Genomic DNA, 19,618 nt, shown 5'->3' with positions numbered 1-19,618 from the left:
CATCGGCTCGCTGCTCAACGCCATCTACAATCGCAATGGCGAAGTGACCGGCCGCACCTTGTTCCTGCTCGATGAGGTCGCTCGGCTCGGATACTTGCGCATTCTCGAAACTGCGCGCGATGCGGGACGCAAGTATGGCATCACACTGCTGATGCTCTACCAATCGATCGGCCAGATGCGCGAGGCCTATGGCGGACGCGACGCGACCAGCAAGTGGTTCGAGAGCGCGTCCTGGATCTCCTTTTCGGCGATCAACGATCCCGAGACGGCGGACTACATCTCGAAGCGATGCGGCGACACGACGGTCGAGGTTGATCAGCTGAGCCGGTCCTCGCAAATGTCGGGTTCGTCCCGGACCCGGTCCAAGCAGCTCGCCCGCCGGCCGCTCATGCTGCCGCATGAGGTGCTGCGGATGCGGACCGATGAACAGATCATCTTCACCGCCGGGAACCCGCCGCTGCGATGCGGACGCGCCATCTGGTTCCGGCGCACCGACATGCGGGCGTGCGTCGGCGAGAACAGGTTCTACCGGAGAGAAGCCGGTCAGCGGAGCTGATGGTCGTGAAGTCGCCGATGACCCGCGAGAGGAGCGTCACGCGAATGCGCGGAGAATGTTTGCGGGCTCCGGGAGTGCCGTTGCGAGTAGAGCCGTCCCCCGGAGGGGCTCGCCCAAACACTCCTACCGCTGCGAGATCAATTCCAAGACGATGGACGTCCCGAGCAGAGCCAAACAGAGCCAGGTCGAGAGCGATATCCCGCTCCCATGCGGATGTTGGAATAACGGGCTACGCATCCGGGAAATTGACGCGCAAGTAGTCAGTTGCCGCGTCGGCCGTAGCGAACGTCGCCAGTTGCTGCGGCGCCTCGTCCGGCCGCTGCGCCTGCCGGACCACCAAGACCTGATCTGCGTCGAACTGGACACAGGGGCGCTCCCGGAACTTGAGCCACTTCGCTTGCTTTGCTTCGGCCAACGCGCAGGCCGCATCGTAATCATCGGCGATGCCGAGATGGGTCGAACGGTCCCACGCCCCACCATTCAGGCACCGCACCTCGATCCGGCCATCCGGCAACGTGACGCCATAGGGACGATCCCACCATTGATCGAGCTGTGCCTTGCTTCGTGCGTCGTTCGCCGTCGCGTCGAAGGTCTTCGGCAGTTTGGGGTCGAGCGGAAATCTGTTTGGCATTGCGAACCTCTGATCAGACTGAAATTGCCAGAACGCGAGCTGAATTGGGAGAGCTATATCGGGCTGCGCCGGTGACCATTCGCCCACGGGCGGCGCCGCCGCCTGGCTCTTTTCGACTGCACCGCGACACGCTGTGCGGGGCGCGTCATCGTTTCAGGCGAGATCATAGACCTGTGAGATACCGTCGTCTGAACCTCAGGGAGGCCACCGTGGCGGTTACCGGGTCGTGCCGGACATGCTGACCGAGACGCCTCCTGTTTGCAGCTGCCGGCCGGTATGATCATTCGCCGAAGAAATGCGGCCCTACATCGAAGAGGGGATCGTGAGCTATCGGCTATTGTCGGATCAGCCGGCGGGGTGTGCCAATTTTTCTATCACAAACCCTTGCTCCGTAAGAAAGCGGTCCTATTTCAGGAACGCCCGTGCTAGCACTCACGGGTCTTGACTGCTAACACTCATGAAATCCGTCACTAATACAAATACTTAGGAGAAATGCATGAAATTCCGTCCGCTTCACGACCGCGTCGTGGTCAAGCGTATCGACGCCGAAGAGAAGACCGCTGGCGGCATCATCATTCCGGATACGGCCAAGGAAAAGCCCTCCCAGGGCGAAGTGATCGCCGTCGGCCCCGGCGGCCGCGACGAGAGCGGCAAACTGATCCCGATCGACATCCAGGTCGGCGACCGCGTGCTGTTCGGCAAGTGGTCGGGCACCGAGGTCAAGATCGACGGCCAGGACCTGCTGATCATGAAGGAAAGCGACATCATGGGCGTGCTCGAAGCTCCCGCTTCGAAGAAGAAGGCCGCCTAAGTCAACGCTCGCACCGCTCACCCTGAGGAGCGCCGGCCGGGCGCATCGTCAAGGGTGAGACAAGCCGTGAAGCAAAATCCAAGCACTCAGGGAAACCAATATGTCAGCCAAAGAAGTCAAGTTCGGCGTCGACGCCCGCGACCGCATGCTGCGCGGCGTCGACATTCTCTCCAACGCCGTGAAGGTCACGCTCGGTCCGAAGGGCCGCAACGTCGTCCTCGACAAGTCGTTCGGCGCTCCCCGCATCACCAAGGACGGCGTCACCGTCGCCAAGGAGATCGAGCTCGACGACAAGTTCGAGAACATGGGCGCCCAGATGGTGCGCGAAGTCGCCTCCAAGTCCGCTGACGCGGCTGGCGACGGCACCACGACCGCGACCGTGCTCGCGGCTGCGATCGTCCGTGAAGGCGCCAAGGCGGTTGCCGCCGGCATGAACCCGATGGACCTCAAGCGCGGTATCGACCTCGCGGTCGAGGCCGTCGTTGCGGACCTGCAGAAGAACTCCAAGAAGGTCACCTCGAACGAGGAGATCGCCCAGGTCGGCACCATCTCGGCCAACGGCGACGCCGAGATCGGCAGGTTCCTCTCCGACGCCATGAAGAAGGTCGGCAACGAGGGCGTGATCACGGTCGAGGAAGCCAAGTCGCTCGAGACCGAGCTCGACGTGGTCGAGGGCATGCAGTTCGACCGCGGCTACATCTCGCCCTACTTCGTCACCAACGCCGACAAGATGCGCGTTGAGATGGACGACGCCTACATCCTCATCAACGAGAAGAAGCTCTCCTCGCTGAACGAGCTGCTGCCGCTGCTCGAGGCCGTGGTGCAATCCGGCAAGCCGCTGGTCATCGTCGCCGAAGACGTCGAAGGCGAGGCGCTCGCCACGCTCGTCGTGAACCGTCTGCGCGGCGGCCTGAAGGTCGCGGCCGTCAAGGCTCCGGGCTTCGGCGATCGCCGCAAGGCCATGCTGCAGGACATCGCGATCCTGACCGGCGGCCAGGCGATCTCGGAAGACCTCGGCATCAAGCTCGAGAATGTCACGCTCAACATGCTCGGTCGCGCCAAGAAGGTGATGATCGACAAGGAGAACACCACCATCGTCAACGGCGCCGGCAAGAAGGCCGACATCGAGGCGCGCGTGGCGCAGATCAAGGCGCAGATCGAGGAGACCACCTCGGACTACGACCGTGAGAAGCTCCAGGAGCGTCTTGCCAAGCTCGCGGGCGGCGTCGCGGTGATTCGCGTCGGCGGCGCGACCGAGGTCGAGGTGAAGGAACGCAAGGACCGCGTGGATGACGCGATGCATGCGACCCGCGCGGCGGTCGAGGAAGGCATCGTCCCGGGCGGCGGCGTCGCCCTGCTCCGCGCCACCGAAGCGCTCAAGGGCCTGCGCACCAAGAATGACGACCAGAAGACCGGTGTCGAGATCGTGCGCAAGGCACTGTCGGCTCCCGCTCGCCAGATTGCGATCAACGCCGGCGAGGACGGCTCGGTGATCGTCGGCAAGATCCTGGAGAAGGATCAATACGCCTACGGCTTCGACTCGCAGACCGGCGAGTACGGCAATCTAGTCACCAAGGGCATCATCGACCCGACCAAGGTCGTGCGCACCGCGATCCAGAACGCCTCCTCCGTGGCGGCGCTCTTGATCACCACCGAGGCCATGGTCGCCGAGCTGCCGAAGAAGGCCGCTGCCGGCCCCGCCATGCCCCCGGGCGGCGGCATGGGCGGCATGGACTTCTGATCCAGCTGCTGCAGCGAACTACGACATACCAACCCCGGCAGCGATGCCGGGGTTTTTATGCGCTCTGGCAACTTTTGACCTCGTCAGATTATTCTACCGCGCGAACCGTATCGGCGTTGAAGTCGGCCAGTCGGCGATCCCGCAAGGAAAGATCATAGGCACGCTTCAGACATTTGAGATCGTTAGACCACGCGCGTTCGATATCGTACGCCAAAACCCGCCGGAGGGTGCCCCGCCTCATGCCGCCATCATCGCGGTCGCGGGAGTTCTGGACAACATCGGCGATACCTGCCGGAATGTCCGGGGAAGACTGGGCGCAGCGGGCGCCCGTTTCGTTTAGGCCCGGTTCATGCGCAGCGTAGGTATCCTGAACGACTCGCCGGCGAGCGCGAAAGACATATTCCGCTTCGCAACGCCCGAATGCTTGGCCAAGACATCCTTAATGACAGATACGTCATCAGTGAAAGTCAATTTATCGAGAAATGGCCGCAATGCAGCTTCATCGGGACTCAATCGGCTGCAGATCCCGAACTTGAGGATCTCGGGGACGGTTTCGTCGAGTTTCAAGCCATAGCTTGTAACCTTGCCGCGCTCGTAGACTGCGGAGCGCAGCCAGTAGCCGCCCCTGTCGAAGAATATCATTGGAGTGAAATTTTCAGCGTCCTTGGCGTAGTAGTTCCTTTCCACGTCCTGGAAAATCTCGCGCAGCGTTCCGCCGCCCCCTCGGCCGTAGATGATCCCAGCCCGCGAATTGTTGACGAGCGCCTCCTCGCGAAGACTGTTCTGATAATATTTGGCGTAGTGCGTCGCGAACGGCATCGTGGGCTCTGCACCGTACAGCCAGGTCGGAATGGCAAGGCTGAGAGGCAGCGTCGACGGCGCGGCCGAACGCACGTCGAGTGCAGCCGCGAGCCAGTCGCGGGCGGCCATCACGTCCTTCCGCTTCGATTTCTTAAGGCTGCCGTCGTTCTCGAAGAGATCGTCCAGATCGCCATAATCCGGGGTCGCCGCCAGATTCGCCAGGGCCCTTTCGAGATCGTCCATTCCGTTTCTGCTGAAGGCCACTCCCACGTGCGCAGCCTCCATCACGCCGGGACCGCCTCCGGTCACGATGAGGTACCCGTCCTGCGCCACGCTCCAGGCGAGCTTGGCGATGTCGGCGAACGCCGGCGAATTGCGCTTGGCGGCGTGGCCGCCCATGAACCCCACGAGTGGCCGCCCAACGTCCTTCAGAAACCTCTTGAGGGCATCGGCGATCGTCGCGTCGTGCCGCGCCTGCGACAGTCGCGTTTCCAGAGCGGACGGCACGGGTCCACCATCGGACACGAACTGCCGGAACACCTCGAAGTCGCGGGTGAGCGTGAAGCCCAATTCGTCGAACGGATTGAATCCATCGAGGAGGTCGGAGGCCGCGTACAACCTCTGAAGCATCGTCGGCAGCATCCAAGTTCTCCCTTCGAGGTCTAGTGAAGCGCCGTGTCCAGCACTCTCGCGAGCCTTGCCGCGGCAAGGGCTGCGCGAGTGCGGGCGACGTTGCGCGCGTTCGTCTCATAGTCGCGCGTAAGTTGGACCGCGGCCGGTCCGGGCGCGACCGGCTGAGCGTATGCGAAGCTCTTTGCGGCCTCGAAACTCTCCTGCGCCCATCGATCGGGATCGAGCACCTTCTCCGCGTCGGGGTCGACCGCGACGGATCCGAGACCACCCCGATCGTCGGCGTCGAAAATGGCCCCGAAAACGGACGAATATCCGCCGAAGAGACGATCCCAATAGGCGTGCAGCGCGATCGTCTCGCCGGTGGCCGGAACGACCATCTCGGCGTTGCCGCCGCGGTCGCCGTGCGGAAGCTCGGCGGTATAGCGGGCAATCGCGTGAAGTGGTTGATGGAGATCCCCGACGAGGTGCAGCAACCAGACGAGGTCGTAGGACCGGAGTTGATCGGAGGCGCCGGAGGCCGCGGGCAGTGTAGCGATCATGATCTTCGCCATCTTCGCGGCATCGACCGGATCCGGTGCGGGCAGGCTCGTGCCGTCCGGCGAGAACAATATGTCCTTATAGTGCCAATAGCTGTGCTTGAGCTTGTCGTAAGCTACGTTCTGGCCCGCAGTCGCGTCGCTGACGTGATCCTCCCGGTAGTCGCTCTTCGTCTTGATGTCGTCGGCCCAGGTCGCCGCGTGGACGAAGGCATAGGTCCTTCGGGAATCGTCGTCCTGCGCACCACACGTCCAGACCTGATAGTCGGGATTGAGCCTAAGCAGGCCGTCGATCTTGTCCTTGATCGCGGGATCCAGCCGCTTGTAGGCCAGATAGGCGATCTGCATATGGCCTTCGTCCCACCACGCGGACGCCGGGCCGGGCACGAGCGCGACGAGGCAGGACAACGCCATCAAAGCGGCTTTCTTCATGCACGTTTCTCCGCGATCGTGCAGTGGATTAGATGTCGGCCCCTGATCGCGATCGTCACAGGTTCCGAGGCAGGAGATCGGACTCGGATTTCACAGGAACCGCCGGCCGCGCCTCGCCTACGACAGGCTGATCTTTGGTCTCGAAAGTATCGGCCGACCTGACCTGATCGCCGAAGTCGAGGCCCGTGCGGCGTTCGATCTCGGTGATGGCGACGCGCCATTGCGAGACGTCGACGAAGGCCGGCGGCTTCGGCGGGATTCCGCCTTTGCGCTGTTCGGACAGCAGTTGACGCTGATCGACGACGAGGCCCACGGATTTCACGCCGTTCTTGCCCTTCCAGGCGATCACTTTGAAGAACGACGACGGAATCTGGATATCGTCCGCCCAAAGATCGACCTTGTCGTCGAAGATCGGTCCCTGGAAGACGCAGATGCGGTTGGCGGTCTCTTCAGCGATGGCCCCGTTTTCGAGGACATATTGCTCGGCGCCCTGCCAGAATTTCGTGCTCTCGTTGAAGCGGAAGTGCTGCGGGGTGCAGTTCGTGAAATGATAGGTGTCCGCATTCGCCCGTTCAGCTGCCTCCTTGCTTCCCCAGTCCGGATCCATACGGCGGGTCAGATGGCCCCTGTCGAAGAGATTGGACCAGCCCGAATAGAAGGTCTGGTCAATGAAGAAGCTCGCGCTGATACGGGGATCGCCGTACCAGGTCTCTCCTTCGGCGCCGTCGGTGACCTCCCCCGTGGAGCGGTCGACGTTCAGGAAGCTCTTGCCATCGATGTTGGTCGCCGTGAACAGAGCCATCTTCTTGGCCTTGTTCATCTTGATGCTGAAGTGCTCGTATTTCAGCTCGCCGGCCTCGGCGTTCTGTTCGCCGGCCCGCAAGGGAGCCACCTGCTTGGCCAACTTGCCGATTGGCGTCGGCAGCGGAAACGTCACGCCGTGCACGAATCGCGGGTCGTAGCCGTCGCGATTCGAATAGTCCTGGTCGATCGATAGTTTTTCCGCCGCACGTGTGAGCGTCTTCTGGGGCGCGGGTGCGGGCGCGACGGGAGCGGCGGCCACGTAGCTTCCGCCTACCCGAACGCTCACTTCGATCGGAATCGTCACCTTGATCTCGTTTCCGCCGGCTTCACTGGCCATGACGCCCTCCTCCCCGATCACCAGACTCTCTTGTGCATCCGCGGAGGGATGCGGCGGCGAGAGTCGCTTGCCGCCCGTTTGAACGAGAGCCGTCTTCGACAGTTCGAGCGCGGCCCGCAACAGGTCGCGATGATCCCCGTCGAGAGTCGCGAGCCTGTCCGAAAGATGCCGGTAGATGGCGCTGATCCGCACGCCTTCGTTGACGTTGGTAGGAATGGCATTGCCGCTTTCGTCCTTACGTTCGAGGAACGGCTCCCCGAAGTGATGAAGCGCCACGAGCTCCCACGCATCGTTGAAGACTGCCGCTCCCGACGAACCGTGGTCGGTATCGGTCTCGTACAGAAGCGTGCGCTCCGTCCGATACTGCAGGATATTGTTCCGGATCGCGATCATCTTCGGCAGGCCGTTCGGGTGCTGCACGATATTCATGTTCATGCCGATCACGTGCTTGTCGGGCCGATCGGACAGGACGCACAATCCAAAATCCCGCGGGTCGCTATCGCCGGCAACCTTCTGCCCGAGAGCCACGATCGCGTAGTCCAATTCCTCCTGCTGTGAGAACAGGGCGAAACGGTCGGGCGCCAAACGGAAGACGGTGGTGGGCCGCATCGAGCCGTCCTCGCCCATTTCCCGATCGAACGTGATCTGGGCCGAAAGCGCAGCGGCTTCGTCCTGGATCACGTGCTGGTTGGTCATGAAGAGCGTGGGGCTGATCAGAAAGCCGGAGCCGGCCGTCCACTTGCCTCCAGCCGTCGCTTCAACGAACGCGATCGCCCGCCGTGCCGTCGCGCCACCCGGCAGGAACCACGACGCCTGCATGTCGTCAGGACCCTGCACGGCCTCGGCGCCGCGCGGCATGGTCTGTCGCGCAGTCCGCAAGCTGAACATCGCCATGCGCGTCCGGTCCGGCTCGGCCTGACGCCACTGCTTGGCTTCCACGAGCTTGCGCACGCGATCGCGATCCTCGCGCGTCTGCTCGACCACGTTTCGAAACCGCGTCTGATCGATTTCCATGATTAGCCCGCCCTGATCGAAAGCGCGTCGAGCCGACCTCTGAATGCCGCCGCGCTGCTCATGTCCAAACGTCCCGCCGTCATAGCAACGTCACAAAATGCCGCCATAGGCGCTCCACTGGACATCGCGCTGAAAGTTGTCGCGTATTCGCCCAAATGTTCGCGCTTCGTGAAAGCGCCGGGCTCTCCAAGTGCCGCGACATGTCTTGCCCCGCAATAGATTCCGATCAAAAAATGCATGCAATCTTTGATTGCTGATCCTACATATATCGCGCGCGCGGTCAAGTTCGCCTGACAACAACGAAGAAACGAACGCGGCCGGTTGACGAGCGAGCTAGGGGCGCTTGTGATCGCTCCTTGTTAGAGAGACGTCCCATCCGTTTCGGAACGCCAAACCGTCGTAATTCTTTCATGACATTTCTGGGTGCGACCGTGGCCGAAATCGAACTGTCTATCGCAAGCTTGAGGGAAGAACTGCTGTCCGCGATCGAGAACGCCGAGACCAGCGAGCTGAAACTCGGACCCGAGAAGCGAAGTTGGGCTGCCGTAGGTCGCCCTTAATCGGAACTCGGTAAGACCATCACGGGGCAAGTCTCAAGGTGGGCGGAAACAGGATCGGGTCTTGACGGAAGAATCAAAAGGAACGTTGAAGGACTTTCGCCAAGGCGAAGATCAGTCCTTGTGGCATGTCCAACAAGCGCCACGATCAACGCCCCCCGAGGAGCTTGTGGCACGCCCCTGATAGACGGAGGACAGAGAGGTGGTCGGACTCTTACCGTTTTCCAAATGGGGATACGTAGGTCTCCGCCCAATTTCATCACGGCCTCGCTCGCACCATCTACGAGCCGCCCAATTTTTGCTCGTTCAAGCTGGCACAATTGCTCAAAGATTTGCGAGGAGAAGAGCAGGTGAGCGACAACACAGATCTCGAAAGCAGGGTCGTCGAAGCGATACGATACTATCGCGAGGCACTCGCAAGGTTGGAAACTCTCGAACGAGAGGAAGCTTGCACGCATCGAGCGCTGACGAGCACGCTGGTGGATTTAAGTCGTGCCATGCGAGATGAAGCGTCGCCGCATCTCAAGGACAGCCTACTCCAGATTAGCTCGGCTGCGATTTCGCAGGTGGACAAAACGTCGGCCGCCATGGTCGAGGCGACTGCAAAATTGGAGTCAGCTCGCCTAACGTTGGCTGCATTGGAAGGTCAATTGGGATATATTCCAAGAGTCCCGTCGGGGTCGTATCACGAGTAGACCGGTTGCTATCGGACCCCGCAGCTCGTTACATCAGGAGGCGAATGCGCGGAGTTCGCCGTGGACGGCCCTGCGCACGGTTGTCTCCGCCCGGCTCAGAGCGACAACATGGAAAACGGAGACCACGATTCGCCCGCACTGGCTTTCGGAGCTGGCTTGGCTCGCATCCACATCAAAAACGCGTCAACATCAAAAACTTGAATCGCTCGGGCGGAGTAGACGTCTCAGGGCGCGCAGGTTTGACGATTATCCAGGTGCGCTATCCATGAATGATCAATCAACTGGTCCAAGTAGAGAGTGCCAGCAACTCTATCGAATAGAACGACCTTGTCCCGAAAATTCTGTACCTATCATTGCCAGCATGCCACACAGCGGCACCTTCGTTCCGCCATCAATTGCCGATGCGTTCACCCCACTTCATTTAAATTGGCTGAGAAACACCGACTGGCATCTCCCGCAGGTCTACGATTTTCTGCCTGAACTGGGCGTGACGACGATCGCGGCGACACACAGTCGGTATGTCACAGACCTAAACCGAAATCCCGAAGGATTATTATTTGGCTCCTTCAACGAGGCGGTGATTTCCGACTCGATGTTTGATGGAACGCCCATTTATCGAAAGCCTCCGGACGAACAGAGTCTTCGACAACGACTGGTGAAGTATCATTCACCTTACCATGAAGAGCTGTCCAATCTTATTGACCGCATGCTGAGAGTGTGCGGGCGGGTTCTGCTCCTTGACTTGCACGCATTCTTTGGACCGATCGCGGACGATGTCTGCATCGGTGACCTGCGTAGCACGTCGTGCCGGCAAGAGACGACCACTTTGGCAAGCAAGGCTTTCAAGCGACAAGGCTTCCGGACGGTCTGCAACGAGCCTTTCTCGGGCGGCTACTTGATCCGGAGACACCACAACTCGTCAACCGAGGCGCTACAGATCGAACTGCGCTACACAACGTATCTGGATTGCACTCACATCGACAAACCGATCCGACCGCAACTCGATCCGATGCGGCTTGCGAAGCTAAAGCCACGGCTTCGTGAAGTATTCGGAGAAATTGTTGACCTTTGGCGCAACACATAATTGCGCGTCCTGAGAGACCGTGTTGGGAGATAATTGGGCACATCACGTTTGAGTTGAGGAATGCCCAGCGTGAGGATGGTCTAGCACGATCGAAGCAGCCCGATCATTTCGAAGGGACGGCATCTCCTTCGACAGCCGCGCGTTCCAGCCAAAACCCCGCCGCTTGAAACCAGACATTATCAGCATCGTCAGGCTTCGGATCACCGATGTGCAGCGCGCGAATCGGGACTTTGCCGGGCGGCAGGCCTTCGAGCGCGGCATGCAGATGTTTTCCCGCCTCGTCATCGCGCCCCCCGATGCAAGGATAGACGGAGACGGCGCCGATCGAAGATGCCTCGAACCGGTTTCGACGCCGGATCACGCGAAGCAGAAAGCCCCTCCACGATTCGTCGGTCAGCGGCATCAAAAGCCGGCCGCCTTCGATCAGGCGATCGAGCCAGCAGCGAGATGGGTGGGTGGATCCGGCGAATACGATGACGACGTCAAGTTCACCAACATCCACCGTCCGGCCGTCGCCTGAGATGACATCGACCTGCGGCCAGTTCACGAGATTCGCTTGGGCCTGCGAGGCCAGCATCGGATCGGTTTTAACTGCCGTCACGCGCCCCGCGGATCCGACAATCTCAGCCAGCACCGCTGAATAGTATCCGGCCCCGGCACCGACCTGGAGCACGCGATCGCCGCGCGCGATGTCGAGATGCTCAAAGTTGCGGGCCCAGAAGCTGGGCATCCCGTTGTTGAGGTTGCGGCTCACATCGATTGTCACGAGGACGTCATGATAGAGCCAGCGCGGGTCGGTATCGGGGTCAGGAATGCGTCGCTATACGGGTCCGAGATGATGCGCCACGGTCCGGGGCTGACGAATTTCTCGCGTGGAACAGAAGCAAATGCCTCGATCAGCTGCGGGTTACGCAGGACCGGAACCTTGTATCGCAGGTCTTCGGCATACCAGCGGCGCGCCGCTGCCAACGTGTCGTCCATGAAGGCTCTCCTGTTGCGATACAGACGATGCGCCTGGAGTCCGCCCACGCGGACATGTCAAAATATTCTTCCATCCGCTGTCCGCATTGGGCCCGGTGAAGCGCATATTGTTGTGACCATGGAACGATTGACGATAACTCCCAGGCCTGATGTCGCGGTTGCCCCAGCCGCCGACGTCGCGTCCGCCATCGATGCCCTGTCGGATCTCGAACTCGTGCGGCTAAAGGCTCTGGCACGGTTTTGGAGCCGCGACCTGCCGGGAGGATTGGGCTGGAGCGACCTGCTTCACGAGGCAATCGCACGCGTCCTCGATGGCTGCCGCCCCTGGCCGCCCGGCGTACCCATCCTGGCGTTCCTGGCGGGCGTCATGCGCAGCATCTGCAACGACCATTGGCGGCGTGCGCGGCTTGAGCGAAGGCTGCTTGTGAGCCGCGATGATCCGGACCAGCGAAGCTGGCCGGGTGAGGCGGTCGACGAGGTGCCCGATCCGGAGCGGGTCCTGGCCGCCGCACAGGCGCTGGCCAATGTCTATCGGTTGTTCGAAGCCGATCCGCTGGCGCTGAAGATCATCGCGGGCATGGCCGACGGCATGGCGGCCAGAGAGATCTGCAGGATCTACGATATATCCGAACTCAACTACGACACAACGCGACGGCGGATGCGACGCGCTCTGCTGCGCGATCAACAGAACTGGAGCAAGTGATGACACGCTGGGACCCAAGTCTCGATCTGGCCTGCCTGCTCGAAGCACTGAGCGAGGAAATCCTCGCCGCGACCGATGAGGAGGTGCGGGAGACTTCCGGCCTGCAGGGATGGACAATCGCCAACACGGCCCTCGAGGTCAGAAGCCTGATCAGGACCGCGCGCGCGAATGTAGAGGGCAATCTTGAGCAAGACTTTGATCAGAACTTGAGTGACGAGCTGGGCAAATCTGGAGCAGGGTCGCGCCCGGTGCGGCGGCCCCGGTTCTGGTCGCACAACCAGCGGCATTGAGCCCGAGCACGGATGACGCCAGGCGACGGCGCGTCTACGTGGCTCGTCCCGCTTCATGTTGATCGGGATTGGCCTGCTGCGCGTGCATCCAATCGGCGATTTGCTGAGCCTTGCTGAGGCCGTGAAAATGGTGAGCTCGTCCAAGCACCTTCGCGATGGGGCGGCCATCGCACGATCGGGCCAAATGAAATAATATCGGCGCTTCTCAGTGGACGTCGAGCTTATCCAAAGGAAGCTGAAGCTCCGCCGCCCGCTCCTCGCGATCTTTCCTGCGGAATTCGCTTTCCTTTCGTTCGAATTTGACCATTTCATTCATGGCAACTTCCAGTAGCCGGCCGCGCCTGTCTGCCTTCGGCTGCGTGCTTTCCGTCATAACCCAATTCCTCACTATCGCCTCCGCAATCCTGGACAATGTCGCAGCCCGCAAAAACCTCCGGTTCCGATAGATTACGGAATTATGACGGCACGAAAGCTTTCTCGCAAGCTGCCGTTTATGAATGTACCCCCCGTTCATCATTCTCGACATTTGACCAATCTTCTTTCGCGAATCGAGATTCGTAAGTCCGGTCTCGGCCGCGCGGCGCGAGAATGCTGCTCCGATGCATGTTCCTGTTCCGGCTCTTTTTTGAGGATGCCGCCTTTGGACTGATTGCTCTCGATGAAGCGGGCCGCCATACTGACCCTGGGCTACCGAAAGTATTTCGAGACCAATCTGGGCTGACGGCAGCATGAGGCCGATCACGTGTACTGTGGCTACCCGATTCGCTGGTGACGCCGGACTTCAAGAAGTTGAGACCATTTTGGCCCGCAGCATGATGACCGAATGAAGAAGGTCGGTCGGGGCGACGCTGGTGATTCCACAAAGTCGATAAGCAAAGCGATTCTTTGGAGTGCTGCTTTTCATGATGCGCGATGGCAAACTATCCTTCAGGGCCGCTCGCCACGAGGACGCGGAGACGGTTTTCAGTATCACGAAGGCGTCAATCGCCGGACTTGGGGGAGCATCCTATTCTCGGGACCAAATCGAGAATTGGATGGGCGAGCGGACGTCCGCATTCTACGAAGAACTCATCGCCAAGGGACGAATGACGGTGTGTGAGCACGAAGGTGTTGTGGTTGGATTTGTCGACGCCGAGCCGGGCGAAGTAACTAGGCTGTTCATATTGCCGGAGGCCGCAGGTGTCGGACTCGGTCGTCGGCTGCTCAAGATCGGGATAGCGCAAGCACGGATGGGCCATAGTGGGCCAATCAGGCTCGAGGCGACGATCAACGCCGAAGGCTTCTACCAAAAATGCGGCTTTCGAAGCGTGGGCCGAGGCCGTTTCTCTCATGGACTCGGCGGCGAGCCTATTGAGATCGTGCGGATGGAATTCTTGTGAACTTCGACGTTCCAGCGTCCGTGCGGGCGTTGTCGGTATCGTCAAGTACCCGGCTCGGGCGCTCGGCGTTTCCTTTGGGTTTTCCGAATCTACCCCTCTTCCGGAAACCGGAAGTGGTACCAAAACGAAATTATGACTTGAGTGGTGGCACGGAGGCACCTGTCATCGATAGCTCTGGCAGAACCTTGATGCGTGGGGGGCCAGTCTCTCGGTGAGACTCTCGTAAAGGAAGGTCTCGCGCGATGATGGGACGGACCAAGCATCCATGGTGCGGTGAGGTATCGAGAGATTGAATCGTTTGGCCCTGATCGATTCATAGAAAGCATTGGACCTTGCTTTTGCAGGAAGCGAGAATCCGCGCATGCCGAACTTCAAGCCCGCGCCGCTTCATCTTCGCCGCATCGACGCCACGCGCAACATGCGGCGGTTCTACTTGCTTTCGATCCAGCCGACCTTATTCGGCGGGGTCTCGCTGATCCGCAACTGGGGCCGGATCGGCACCAATGGCCAGACGATGGTGCAGACCTTTGACGGCAGCGATGAAGCGGGCGACGCATTCGGACGATTGGAGCGCGCCAAACGCAAACGTGGATACGCGGCTGTGGAGGAGAAGGTCTGATAGTTCGTCAGTTTTCCGGGGATTGTGGCTCTGCCTGTGATATCGGCCCTACCCGTCCGGCGCTCTTCATGTCAGACGGAGGAAAATCACAGCAAGATGGAGCCTGTTCCATGACCACCGCGAATGAAATCGCCGACAAGATCGCCACCGAGAACAGCCTGACAAAGACACAGGCGAAGGCCATCGTCGACGGCGTGTTCAAGGCGATCGCCGATGCAGCAGCGAGCGGGGCCGAGACAAGTATCGCCGGTTTCGGAAAATTCAAGGTCAAGGATACGCCTGCCCGCGAGGGTCGTAATCCGTCGACCGGCGCACCGATCGCGATCGCGGCTGCCAAGAAGCTGACCTTCACGCCAGCCAAAGCCATCAAGGACGTCCTCAACGGATGAGCGGAGCCGTTGCACCGTCGTGGTGTAAGTCGCTAGACGAGGGGGCTCACGCCCCCTCCTCCTCGGCCGCGAGTGCTTCGTCGCGCCGGCGGATGAGCTCGGCCAGTTCGGCTTCGAGCGCCTTGCGCTCCGCGGGCGTGAACAAGCAATCCCGCAGCTCGGCGCGCAATTCCTCGATGGTGTCGATGATCATGAAGGCGTCTCCGATTGAAAGGAAGAAGGCCCCGCCTCGCGGCGGAGCCCTCTGGCGGAAGCCTCAGTCCCGGTTCGGCCGGGACCAGATCAGCTGCAGGCCTTCCTCGCCCTCAACCTCGATCAGAGTGGCGTAGATCGGAGCGGGGAAGCTCGGGTCATCCAGCTTGACCGAGAGGTAGTCGCGGCCCTCGTTGGAGACCTTCTGCCAGGCAGCGCCGAGTTCGACATTCGCTCCTGCGAAGATGCGGAAGTGCGGTCCCTTCTCGGAGGGGTTCTCGACGCGGACCAGCTTGGCCTTGACGTTGAGGTTGAGAGTCTTGATCGTCCCCGTAAAGCCGCCGTTGCCGTTCGAGGTAAAGGTGCCGATGGTAGCCATTGTCTCATTCCCTTTGTTTTCTCGGGCCGCGCCTATCGCGACCTCGATGGCGGTCGTGAGACCGGAGGCGATCGACCTGCACCCGAAGGGCCGAAACAAAGTGAAGGGCGGCCGGAAGCGACTTTCTTGAACCGCGAGGAATGGCGCGCAGCGACAGGGGAAGAAAGTCGAGGACGGACGTTGCGGGGACAAGATCGAGAGCACGCGTAGCGGGATCGGCCTTCGGTCAGACCAGCCTCTATCGAGGACGCAGATGGGTGTGCCCGTCACGAAAACACGGGGAATGAAGACAGGCGCCGCTGGCCATTCGGATCTCGAGGCAAACGAGTGCGGGGTAACGAGACGCGGTCGTCCTCAACGTGGCCACTTTAGCGCCGCGCATCCTCTGTGAGAGGGGATCGCCGCTTTCAGCAATCTCGGCGTATCCGTCGAGTCGCTGACGCAAGATCGCCAACGAACTGCCGACGTGCTTGTCGTGCGGATGCAACCTCGCCGCACAAGATCCATGCCGCCGATCAACTTCGGAAGGCACCATCGCCAGCGATCTGCCATAACGCAATCACGAGCGGCATCCGCAAGAGGGCTCCGCCGCGAGGCGGCGCCGCTTTTCTGTTCGAACGTGGCGTGCCACCTACAAGACGCAAGCGCAACAAGCGCTACTAGCGAGGTGGAATGCACGATGGCGCGAAGGAAAATCGTGCGCACCGCGATTGGGAAGGGCACAACGCTCCCCCCTCGGATGCACGGAGCATGAAACATCAGGCGGCCTCCTGCTCGTTCTCGGCCTTCGGCTGAAGGCTGTGCAGATACGCAACCGCGCGCTGCGCATGGGCCGCAGCCGAGAAGATTGCGCGCCGGTCATTGGAAAGCACTTTGATCCAGCTCGCCACATACGCCGCGTGGTCGGGCCTCGGCTCGAGCTCAGGGACGATGCCGAGATCTGCGCAGACCAGGGCGGATCCTATTTCTGCTAAAAGTTCTTCGCGGGCTCGCTCACTACGATCCTTCGCGTAGCGGCTGAGATCGCGGCCAACACGGCTCGCCGTCCAATGAATATGTTCATGGGCGCTCACCGCCACATATGACGCGGCATCACGGAAACTTTCGAAGATGGGCATTTGGATGCTATCGCTCGATGGTGAATAGAATGCCCGCGAACCGCCATGCCGGATTACGGAGCCGGTGTTGGCGAAGAAACGATCGGCGTGCTCGATCCGCGCGACGGGATCGAGGATCGGCGTCGGTCGGTGATGAAAGTGTTCGGGCAAACCTGTGATCTGCTCGACGTTGAACACGCTGTACGTCTTGAGAAACGGGATGTCCCGCTCGACCTCGCCGCCGTGTTCATCCGTCTCGGTCTTGGTAAACCGGCTGGCATAGATGACGGTTGATCCCGTCTCGCCCTTGCGGACATGGGCTCCGAGCTCGATCGACTGCCTGAACGTCATCCAGATCGGCGAGGTAAAGCCGCGGGCCAACCCTTCCGACCACAACAGCAGCACATTCATGCCAGTGTACGGTTCGCCATTGTGGCGCAGCGGCCGGGTGATCCGGCCGGTGGCGTTGCCGGCGTTCCAGGGCTGCACCCAAGGGCGCACACCCTTCTCCAGATCGGCGACGATGCGTTCTGTGATCCGCGCATAGATGTCGGCGCGTCCGCCTTCGTTCTTCCTATTCATTTTCTTGAACCTCCGTCTTGGAGCCGCGCCCATCGCGGCCCGTCACGGCGGTCCGTTGCCGGGGAATTCAGGAGGACGGCGCACCCTGGCCGCAACGAAGTGGAGGGCGGCGAAGCCGCTGCGCCGGCCTCCGGCCCTGGCAGGACCGACAGCCGGGACGGCCGCGGGGGCGCGGCCTGCTCCCCTTCGCCCGCCCTTCCCCTTGCTCTTTTCGAGCATCGCGATCTGGACGTTCGGCGAACGCGCGCGCTGCATGGCGACGGCCGCGACATGACAAAAGGCCGGACCCATGCGGGTCCGGCCCGGAGATGCAGCGATGGAAAGAGGGCGAGGCCGAAGCCTCGCCCGGTGCGGCTCAGCCGAGAGCTTCCATCTGGAGCGCGGCCGCCTTGCGATCGACGGCGTTGCCGGGATTCTCGATCGGACGCTCGAAAGGCTTCCAGTGCTCGCCGACGACCTGCTCGTAGGCTGCGATCGCGCCTTCGGCAGCCATGCGCAGTGCGTGTGACTGAAGCGCCATGTCGGCGGCGAATTCGCGCTTGCGCTGCGCGGCGCCGTCGAAGCCGACCGGACCATCGAGGTCCTCGTCGCGAGCGTCGTTGGCGGCCTTCGCCGTAGCGTCGCGGGCTTCCGTCACCGCGCGGCTGTAGAACTGGCCCGCGCCGTGGGCGGAGCCGACATAGGCGCCGACGATCCGCTGCAGATGGATCTGCATCGCGCGCTCGCCGAGGCCTTCGCTGAGGCTCGTGGCCGTCTCGACGATCAGGCGCTCATGGAGATCGCGGATGCCGTCACTATCGAGGACGGGAAGGCCGAAGCTTTCGGAGATGCGGGTGGCCTGGGTAGCGTCGGGGCAGGCGAGGCGGACCATTTCGAGGGTGGTGCCCTTGCGGAGCTGGACGACCTTGGCGGACTGGCGGGGAGCGCGAGCGGTCTTGGTCATGAAAACATCCTTTCCTTCGGTTTCTCCCTGAAGGCTTGGGCCGGCTCCTGCCGGTCCTCCCTTCGGGTGCGATCGAAAAAAACCGGCGGAAAGACGGGCGCTTCAGGGTCCGGGGCTGCCGGATCGAGCGGAGCGGGTTTGCGGACAAGCAGGGCTTTCAGCCCTCGCGCGGGACGCGGACCCGCTTTGCCGAGATCGGCGGACCCGGCCGCAACGCGGCGCGACAGCGGCCTTGAAGCGCCCGGCCGCCGGTTTACGAGCGCGACAAACCCGAGGGGAGATCCGGTGGACCGGAACGATGAACGAGAAAACCGCGCGGCAAGGATCGCCATGACCTGTCACGAACCCACGCGTCGCTCCAGATATCGCGATCGGCAGCGATAGATATCGGACAAGTCGAATCCACCGAGGCTGTCGGCGTTCCGCCAAGTTAAGATGAAGTTCGCGACGCCGCACCATTGGCCGGCATCGATCATGGCAATGCGAAGCCGCTCGAATGCCGCGCGCGTTGTCATCCATGGTGCCGATCCCCATGGCTGCGCGATCGCACAGCAAGGCCGGCCCGATTGCACGGGCCGCGCGCGTCAGGCCAATCGAAGGCAAGTCCGTTGCGAACACAGTACGCCGCGATAGCCGCATCCTGCCGCGCGAGCTTGCGGGCCAGTGCGTCGATCTCCGACTGGCGTTCCGCCGTGATTGCAGCGAGAAGCGAGCGATACCGCTCGAGGAAGGCACTCGGGTCCGGCGCCCTGCCCCGCCGATAACCGGCGCGTTTCGGCTTTAATTGCGGGATCAGCGCCGTCATCCGCCGCGTGATCTGGCGGTCGATCAAGTCGAGCTGGCGCTGAATCTGCCGCCGAGCCTCCTGCATGCGGCGAAGGCGCGCCAGACAATCCTGGGATGCGCTCATGTGACCCTCCCGGTCTGCCAGCCGACGAAGTCCGATGGCCCGCCATAGACCTGGTGCCGGTCCGGGTCGATCACGAAGCCAAAGCGTCCAACCTCATATTCGGAGGATGGAACGAGGAAGCGCCGCTCCTCCGTTCCAGCTCCGCGCCTGCCGCCTGGCGTTGCAACGCACTCCACGAAGCCTTCGCACCGACTTGAGGTGATCGCCGAGATGACGATCCAATCATTGGCATGTGTCAGCGCGAAACTGCGACGATCCTTCTCGTGGGACTCGCCCAGTGCGAGCACAGTGCCGAAGATCGTCTCCCAGGCGTCCGGCCATGAATTCTTGATCGTGCGTTCGGCGCAGCGGCGCTCGAACGCGGTGAAGAGATGCGGAAAGGTGATCGCGACGATCGCCCATTCCGCATCTTCCTTATATGATGATTGGTCAAGCCATCGGCTCTCCATTGTTTTGCTCCATTAGTTTGGCCTCCAGTATCCAGGTGAACCCAGGTCTTTCCTCGACCGGTAAACAGCCGGG

The 19,618-nt window shown here is 61.5% G+C and carries 22 protein-coding genes and 1 pseudogene; 10 read left to right on the top strand and 13 right to left on the bottom strand.

Annotated elements, in window-relative coordinates; genetic code table 11:
• Positions 1–556 (top strand): type IV secretory system conjugative DNA transfer family protein (locus QJT78_RS32680; RefSeq protein WP_281460414.1); only part of this gene is annotated, 556 nt, incomplete at its 5' end.
• Positions 557–785: 229 nt separating this feature from the next.
• Here the strand turns inward: QJT78_RS32680 and QJT78_RS32675 are convergent.
• Positions 786–1,274, bottom strand: a complete 489-nt coding sequence (locus QJT78_RS32675; RefSeq protein ID WP_202801365.1) for a hypothetical protein — start codon at positions 1,272–1,274, stop codon at positions 786–788.
• A 409-nt stretch (positions 1,275–1,683) separates the two neighbouring features.
• Between QJT78_RS32675 and groES the strand changes: the two genes are divergently transcribed.
• Complete coding sequence (groES, locus tag QJT78_RS32670) at positions 1,684–1,998, top strand: co-chaperone GroES (protein WP_038945268.1); 315 nt, start codon at positions 1,684–1,686, stop codon at positions 1,996–1,998.
• Between the two features lie 100 nt (positions 1,999–2,098).
• Positions 2,099–3,739 (top strand): chaperonin GroEL, encoded by a 1,641-nt coding sequence (groL, locus tag QJT78_RS32665; protein WP_208089690.1) that lies wholly within the window; start codon positions 2,099–2,101, stop codon positions 3,737–3,739.
• Between the two features lie 336 nt (positions 3,740–4,075).
• Here the strand turns inward: groL and QJT78_RS32660 are convergent, their stop codons facing one another.
• Genes QJT78_RS32660 through QJT78_RS32650 form a run of 3 tightly spaced genes read right to left on the bottom strand, consistent with a single transcriptional unit; the run spans position 4,076 to position 8,296 of the window.
• Positions 4,076–5,182: a hypothetical protein gene (locus QJT78_RS32660; RefSeq protein ID WP_049807846.1), complete on the bottom strand. Its 1,107-nt coding sequence runs from the start codon at positions 5,180–5,182 to the stop codon at positions 4,076–4,078.
• A 20-nt stretch (positions 5,183–5,202) separates the two neighbouring features.
• Entirely contained in the window at positions 5,203–6,141 is a 939-nt protein-coding gene (locus tag QJT78_RS32655; RefSeq protein WP_038944358.1) for a S1/P1 nuclease, read from the bottom strand.
• A gap of 55 nt (positions 6,142–6,196) precedes the next feature.
• Complete coding sequence (locus QJT78_RS32650) at positions 6,197–8,296, bottom strand: DNA/RNA non-specific endonuclease (RefSeq protein WP_038380964.1); 2,100 nt, start codon at positions 8,294–8,296, stop codon at positions 6,197–6,199.
• A 907-nt stretch (positions 8,297–9,203) separates the two neighbouring features.
• Here QJT78_RS32650 and QJT78_RS32645 point away from each other — a divergent pair.
• Both QJT78_RS32645 and QJT78_RS32640 read left to right on the top strand, forming a co-directional pair.
• Positions 9,204–9,548: a hypothetical protein gene (locus tag QJT78_RS32645; protein WP_038380973.1), complete on the top strand. Its 345-nt coding sequence runs from the start codon at positions 9,204–9,206 to the stop codon at positions 9,546–9,548.
• Positions 9,549–9,813: 265 nt separating this feature from the next.
• A complete protein-coding gene (locus QJT78_RS32640) occupies positions 9,814–10,632 on the top strand; it encodes an N-formylglutamate amidohydrolase (RefSeq protein ID WP_063709315.1) in 819 nt (272 codons plus the stop codon).
• A gap of 103 nt (positions 10,633–10,735) precedes the next feature.
• Here the strand turns inward: QJT78_RS32640 and QJT78_RS32635 are convergent, their stop codons facing one another.
• Positions 10,736–11,398, bottom strand: a complete 663-nt coding sequence (locus tag QJT78_RS32635) for an rRNA adenine N-6-methyltransferase family protein (RefSeq protein ID WP_232707725.1) — start codon at positions 11,396–11,398, stop codon at positions 10,736–10,738.
• Positions 11,395–11,613: a hypothetical protein gene (locus QJT78_RS32630; RefSeq protein ID WP_225006070.1), complete on the bottom strand. Its 219-nt coding sequence runs from the start codon at positions 11,611–11,613 to the stop codon at positions 11,395–11,397. Before QJT78_RS32630 ends, QJT78_RS32635 begins: the two co-directional genes overlap by 4 nt.
• On the opposite strand from QJT78_RS32630, the gene QJT78_RS32625 reads away from it, so the two are divergent.
• The gene (locus QJT78_RS32625) at positions 11,612–12,316 is read left to right on the top strand and encodes a sigma-70 family RNA polymerase sigma factor (protein ID WP_225006072.1); all 705 of its coding nucleotides are present in this window, start codon (positions 11,612–11,614) and stop codon (positions 12,314–12,316) included. The genes QJT78_RS32630 and QJT78_RS32625 overlap by 2 nt on opposite strands.
• A complete protein-coding gene (locus QJT78_RS32620; RefSeq protein ID WP_028152399.1) occupies positions 12,316–12,606 on the top strand; it encodes a hypothetical protein in 291 nt (96 codons plus the stop codon). Before QJT78_RS32625 ends, QJT78_RS32620 begins: the two co-directional genes overlap by 1 nt.
• A gap of 205 nt (positions 12,607–12,811) precedes the next feature.
• Here QJT78_RS32620 and QJT78_RS32615 read toward each other — a convergent pair whose 3' ends face one another.
• Positions 12,812–12,979 (bottom strand): hypothetical protein, encoded by a 168-nt coding sequence (locus QJT78_RS32615; protein ID WP_085965845.1) that lies wholly within the window; start codon positions 12,977–12,979, stop codon positions 12,812–12,814.
• Between the two features lie 529 nt (positions 12,980–13,508).
• On the opposite strand from QJT78_RS32615, the gene QJT78_RS32610 reads away from it, so the two are divergent.
• From QJT78_RS32610 to QJT78_RS32600, 3 genes are all read left to right on the top strand, one after another.
• A complete protein-coding gene (locus tag QJT78_RS32610; protein WP_028152398.1) occupies positions 13,509–13,985 on the top strand; it encodes a GNAT family N-acetyltransferase in 477 nt (158 codons plus the stop codon).
• A 361-nt stretch (positions 13,986–14,346) separates the two neighbouring features.
• Positions 14,347–14,604 (top strand): WGR domain-containing protein, encoded by a 258-nt coding sequence (locus QJT78_RS32605; protein WP_038380975.1) that lies wholly within the window; start codon positions 14,347–14,349, stop codon positions 14,602–14,604.
• 110 nt (positions 14,605–14,714) lie between these two features.
• Positions 14,715–14,993, top strand: a complete 279-nt coding sequence (locus QJT78_RS32600; protein WP_028152396.1) for an HU family DNA-binding protein — start codon at positions 14,715–14,717, stop codon at positions 14,991–14,993.
• Between the two features lie 46 nt (positions 14,994–15,039).
• Here the strand turns inward: QJT78_RS32600 and QJT78_RS32595 are convergent, their stop codons facing one another.
• The 6 genes and pseudogenes from QJT78_RS32595 to QJT78_RS32570 all read right to left on the bottom strand — a co-directional run.
• Complete coding sequence (locus tag QJT78_RS32595; RefSeq protein WP_193375841.1) at positions 15,040–15,186, bottom strand: hypothetical protein; 147 nt, start codon at positions 15,184–15,186, stop codon at positions 15,040–15,042.
• Positions 15,187–15,249: 63 nt separating this feature from the next.
• Complete coding sequence (locus tag QJT78_RS32590; protein WP_028152395.1) at positions 15,250–15,564, bottom strand: DUF736 domain-containing protein; 315 nt, start codon at positions 15,562–15,564, stop codon at positions 15,250–15,252.
• A gap of 758 nt (positions 15,565–16,322) precedes the next feature.
• The gene (locus tag QJT78_RS32585) at positions 16,323–17,243 is read right to left on the bottom strand and encodes a zincin-like metallopeptidase domain-containing protein (protein WP_028152394.1); all 921 of its coding nucleotides are present in this window, start codon (positions 17,241–17,243) and stop codon (positions 16,323–16,325) included.
• A gap of 355 nt (positions 17,244–17,598) precedes the next feature.
• Positions 17,599–18,186, bottom strand: coding sequence for a hypothetical protein (locus QJT78_RS32580; RefSeq protein ID WP_028152392.1), 588 nt, complete (start codon positions 18,184–18,186; stop codon positions 17,599–17,601).
• A 511-nt stretch (positions 18,187–18,697) separates the two neighbouring features.
• Complete coding sequence (locus QJT78_RS32575) at positions 18,698–19,096, bottom strand: hypothetical protein (RefSeq protein WP_225006075.1); 399 nt, start codon at positions 19,094–19,096, stop codon at positions 18,698–18,700.
• Positions 19,093–19,515 (bottom strand): annotated as a pseudogene (locus tag QJT78_RS32570) (hypothetical protein); the annotation flags it as partial. The gene QJT78_RS32575 and the pseudogene QJT78_RS32570, both read right to left, overlap by 4 nt.
• Positions 19,516–19,618: the final 103 nt, after the last annotated feature.

The sequence above is a fragment of the Bradyrhizobium sp. Mp27 genome, from assembly GCF_029953005.1.
Classification (GTDB): Bacteria; Pseudomonadota; Alphaproteobacteria; order Rhizobiales; family Xanthobacteraceae; genus Bradyrhizobium; species Bradyrhizobium barranii.
This window is presented reverse-complemented; position numbering and strand designations above follow the sequence as displayed.

Bases quoted from the DNA above. Each gene is read 5' to 3' on its own strand.
- QJT78_RS32575 (WP_225006075.1), bottom strand. From the start codon at position 19,096: ATGAGCGCATCCCAGGATTGTCTGGCGCGCCTTCGCCGCATGCAGGAG.
- groES (WP_038945268.1), top strand. From the start codon at position 1,684: ATGAAATTCCGTCCGCTTCACGACCGCGTCGTGGTCAAGCGTATCGAC.
- QJT78_RS32650 (WP_038380964.1), bottom strand. From the start codon at position 8,296: ATGGAAATCGATCAGACGCGGTTTCGAAACGTGGTCGAGCAGACGCGC.
- QJT78_RS32595 (WP_193375841.1), bottom strand. From the start codon at position 15,186: ATGATCATCGACACCATCGAGGAATTGCGCGCCGAGCTGCGGGATTGC.
- QJT78_RS32655 (WP_038944358.1), bottom strand. From the start codon at position 6,141: ATGAAGAAAGCCGCTTTGATGGCGTTGTCCTGCCTCGTCGCGCTCGTG.
- groL (WP_208089690.1), top strand. From the start codon at position 2,099: ATGTCAGCCAAAGAAGTCAAGTTCGGCGTCGACGCCCGCGACCGCATG.
- QJT78_RS32605 (WP_038380975.1), top strand. From the start codon at position 14,347: ATGCCGAACTTCAAGCCCGCGCCGCTTCATCTTCGCCGCATCGACGCC.
- QJT78_RS32640 (WP_063709315.1), top strand. From the start codon at position 9,814: ATGAATGATCAATCAACTGGTCCAAGTAGAGAGTGCCAGCAACTCTAT.
- QJT78_RS32660 (WP_049807846.1), bottom strand. From the start codon at position 5,182: ATGCTGCCGACGATGCTTCAGAGGTTGTACGCGGCCTCCGACCTCCTC.
- QJT78_RS32590 (WP_028152395.1), bottom strand. From the start codon at position 15,564: ATGGCTACCATCGGCACCTTTACCTCGAACGGCAACGGCGGCTTTACG.
- QJT78_RS32615 (WP_085965845.1), bottom strand. From the start codon at position 12,979: ATGACGGAAAGCACGCAGCCGAAGGCAGACAGGCGCGGCCGGCTACTG.
- QJT78_RS32625 (WP_225006072.1), top strand. From the start codon at position 11,612: ATGAAGGCTCTCCTGTTGCGATACAGACGATGCGCCTGGAGTCCGCCC.
- QJT78_RS32630 (WP_225006070.1), bottom strand. From the start codon at position 11,613: ATGGACGACACGTTGGCAGCGGCGCGCCGCTGGTATGCCGAAGACCTG.
- QJT78_RS32620 (WP_028152399.1), top strand. From the start codon at position 12,316: ATGACACGCTGGGACCCAAGTCTCGATCTGGCCTGCCTGCTCGAAGCA.
- QJT78_RS32600 (WP_028152396.1), top strand. From the start codon at position 14,715: ATGACCACCGCGAATGAAATCGCCGACAAGATCGCCACCGAGAACAGC.
- QJT78_RS32580 (WP_028152392.1), bottom strand. From the start codon at position 18,186: ATGACCAAGACCGCTCGCGCTCCCCGCCAGTCCGCCAAGGTCGTCCAG.
- QJT78_RS32610 (WP_028152398.1), top strand. From the start codon at position 13,509: ATGATGCGCGATGGCAAACTATCCTTCAGGGCCGCTCGCCACGAGGAC.
- QJT78_RS32585 (WP_028152394.1), bottom strand. From the start codon at position 17,243: ATGAATAGGAAGAACGAAGGCGGACGCGCCGACATCTATGCGCGGATC.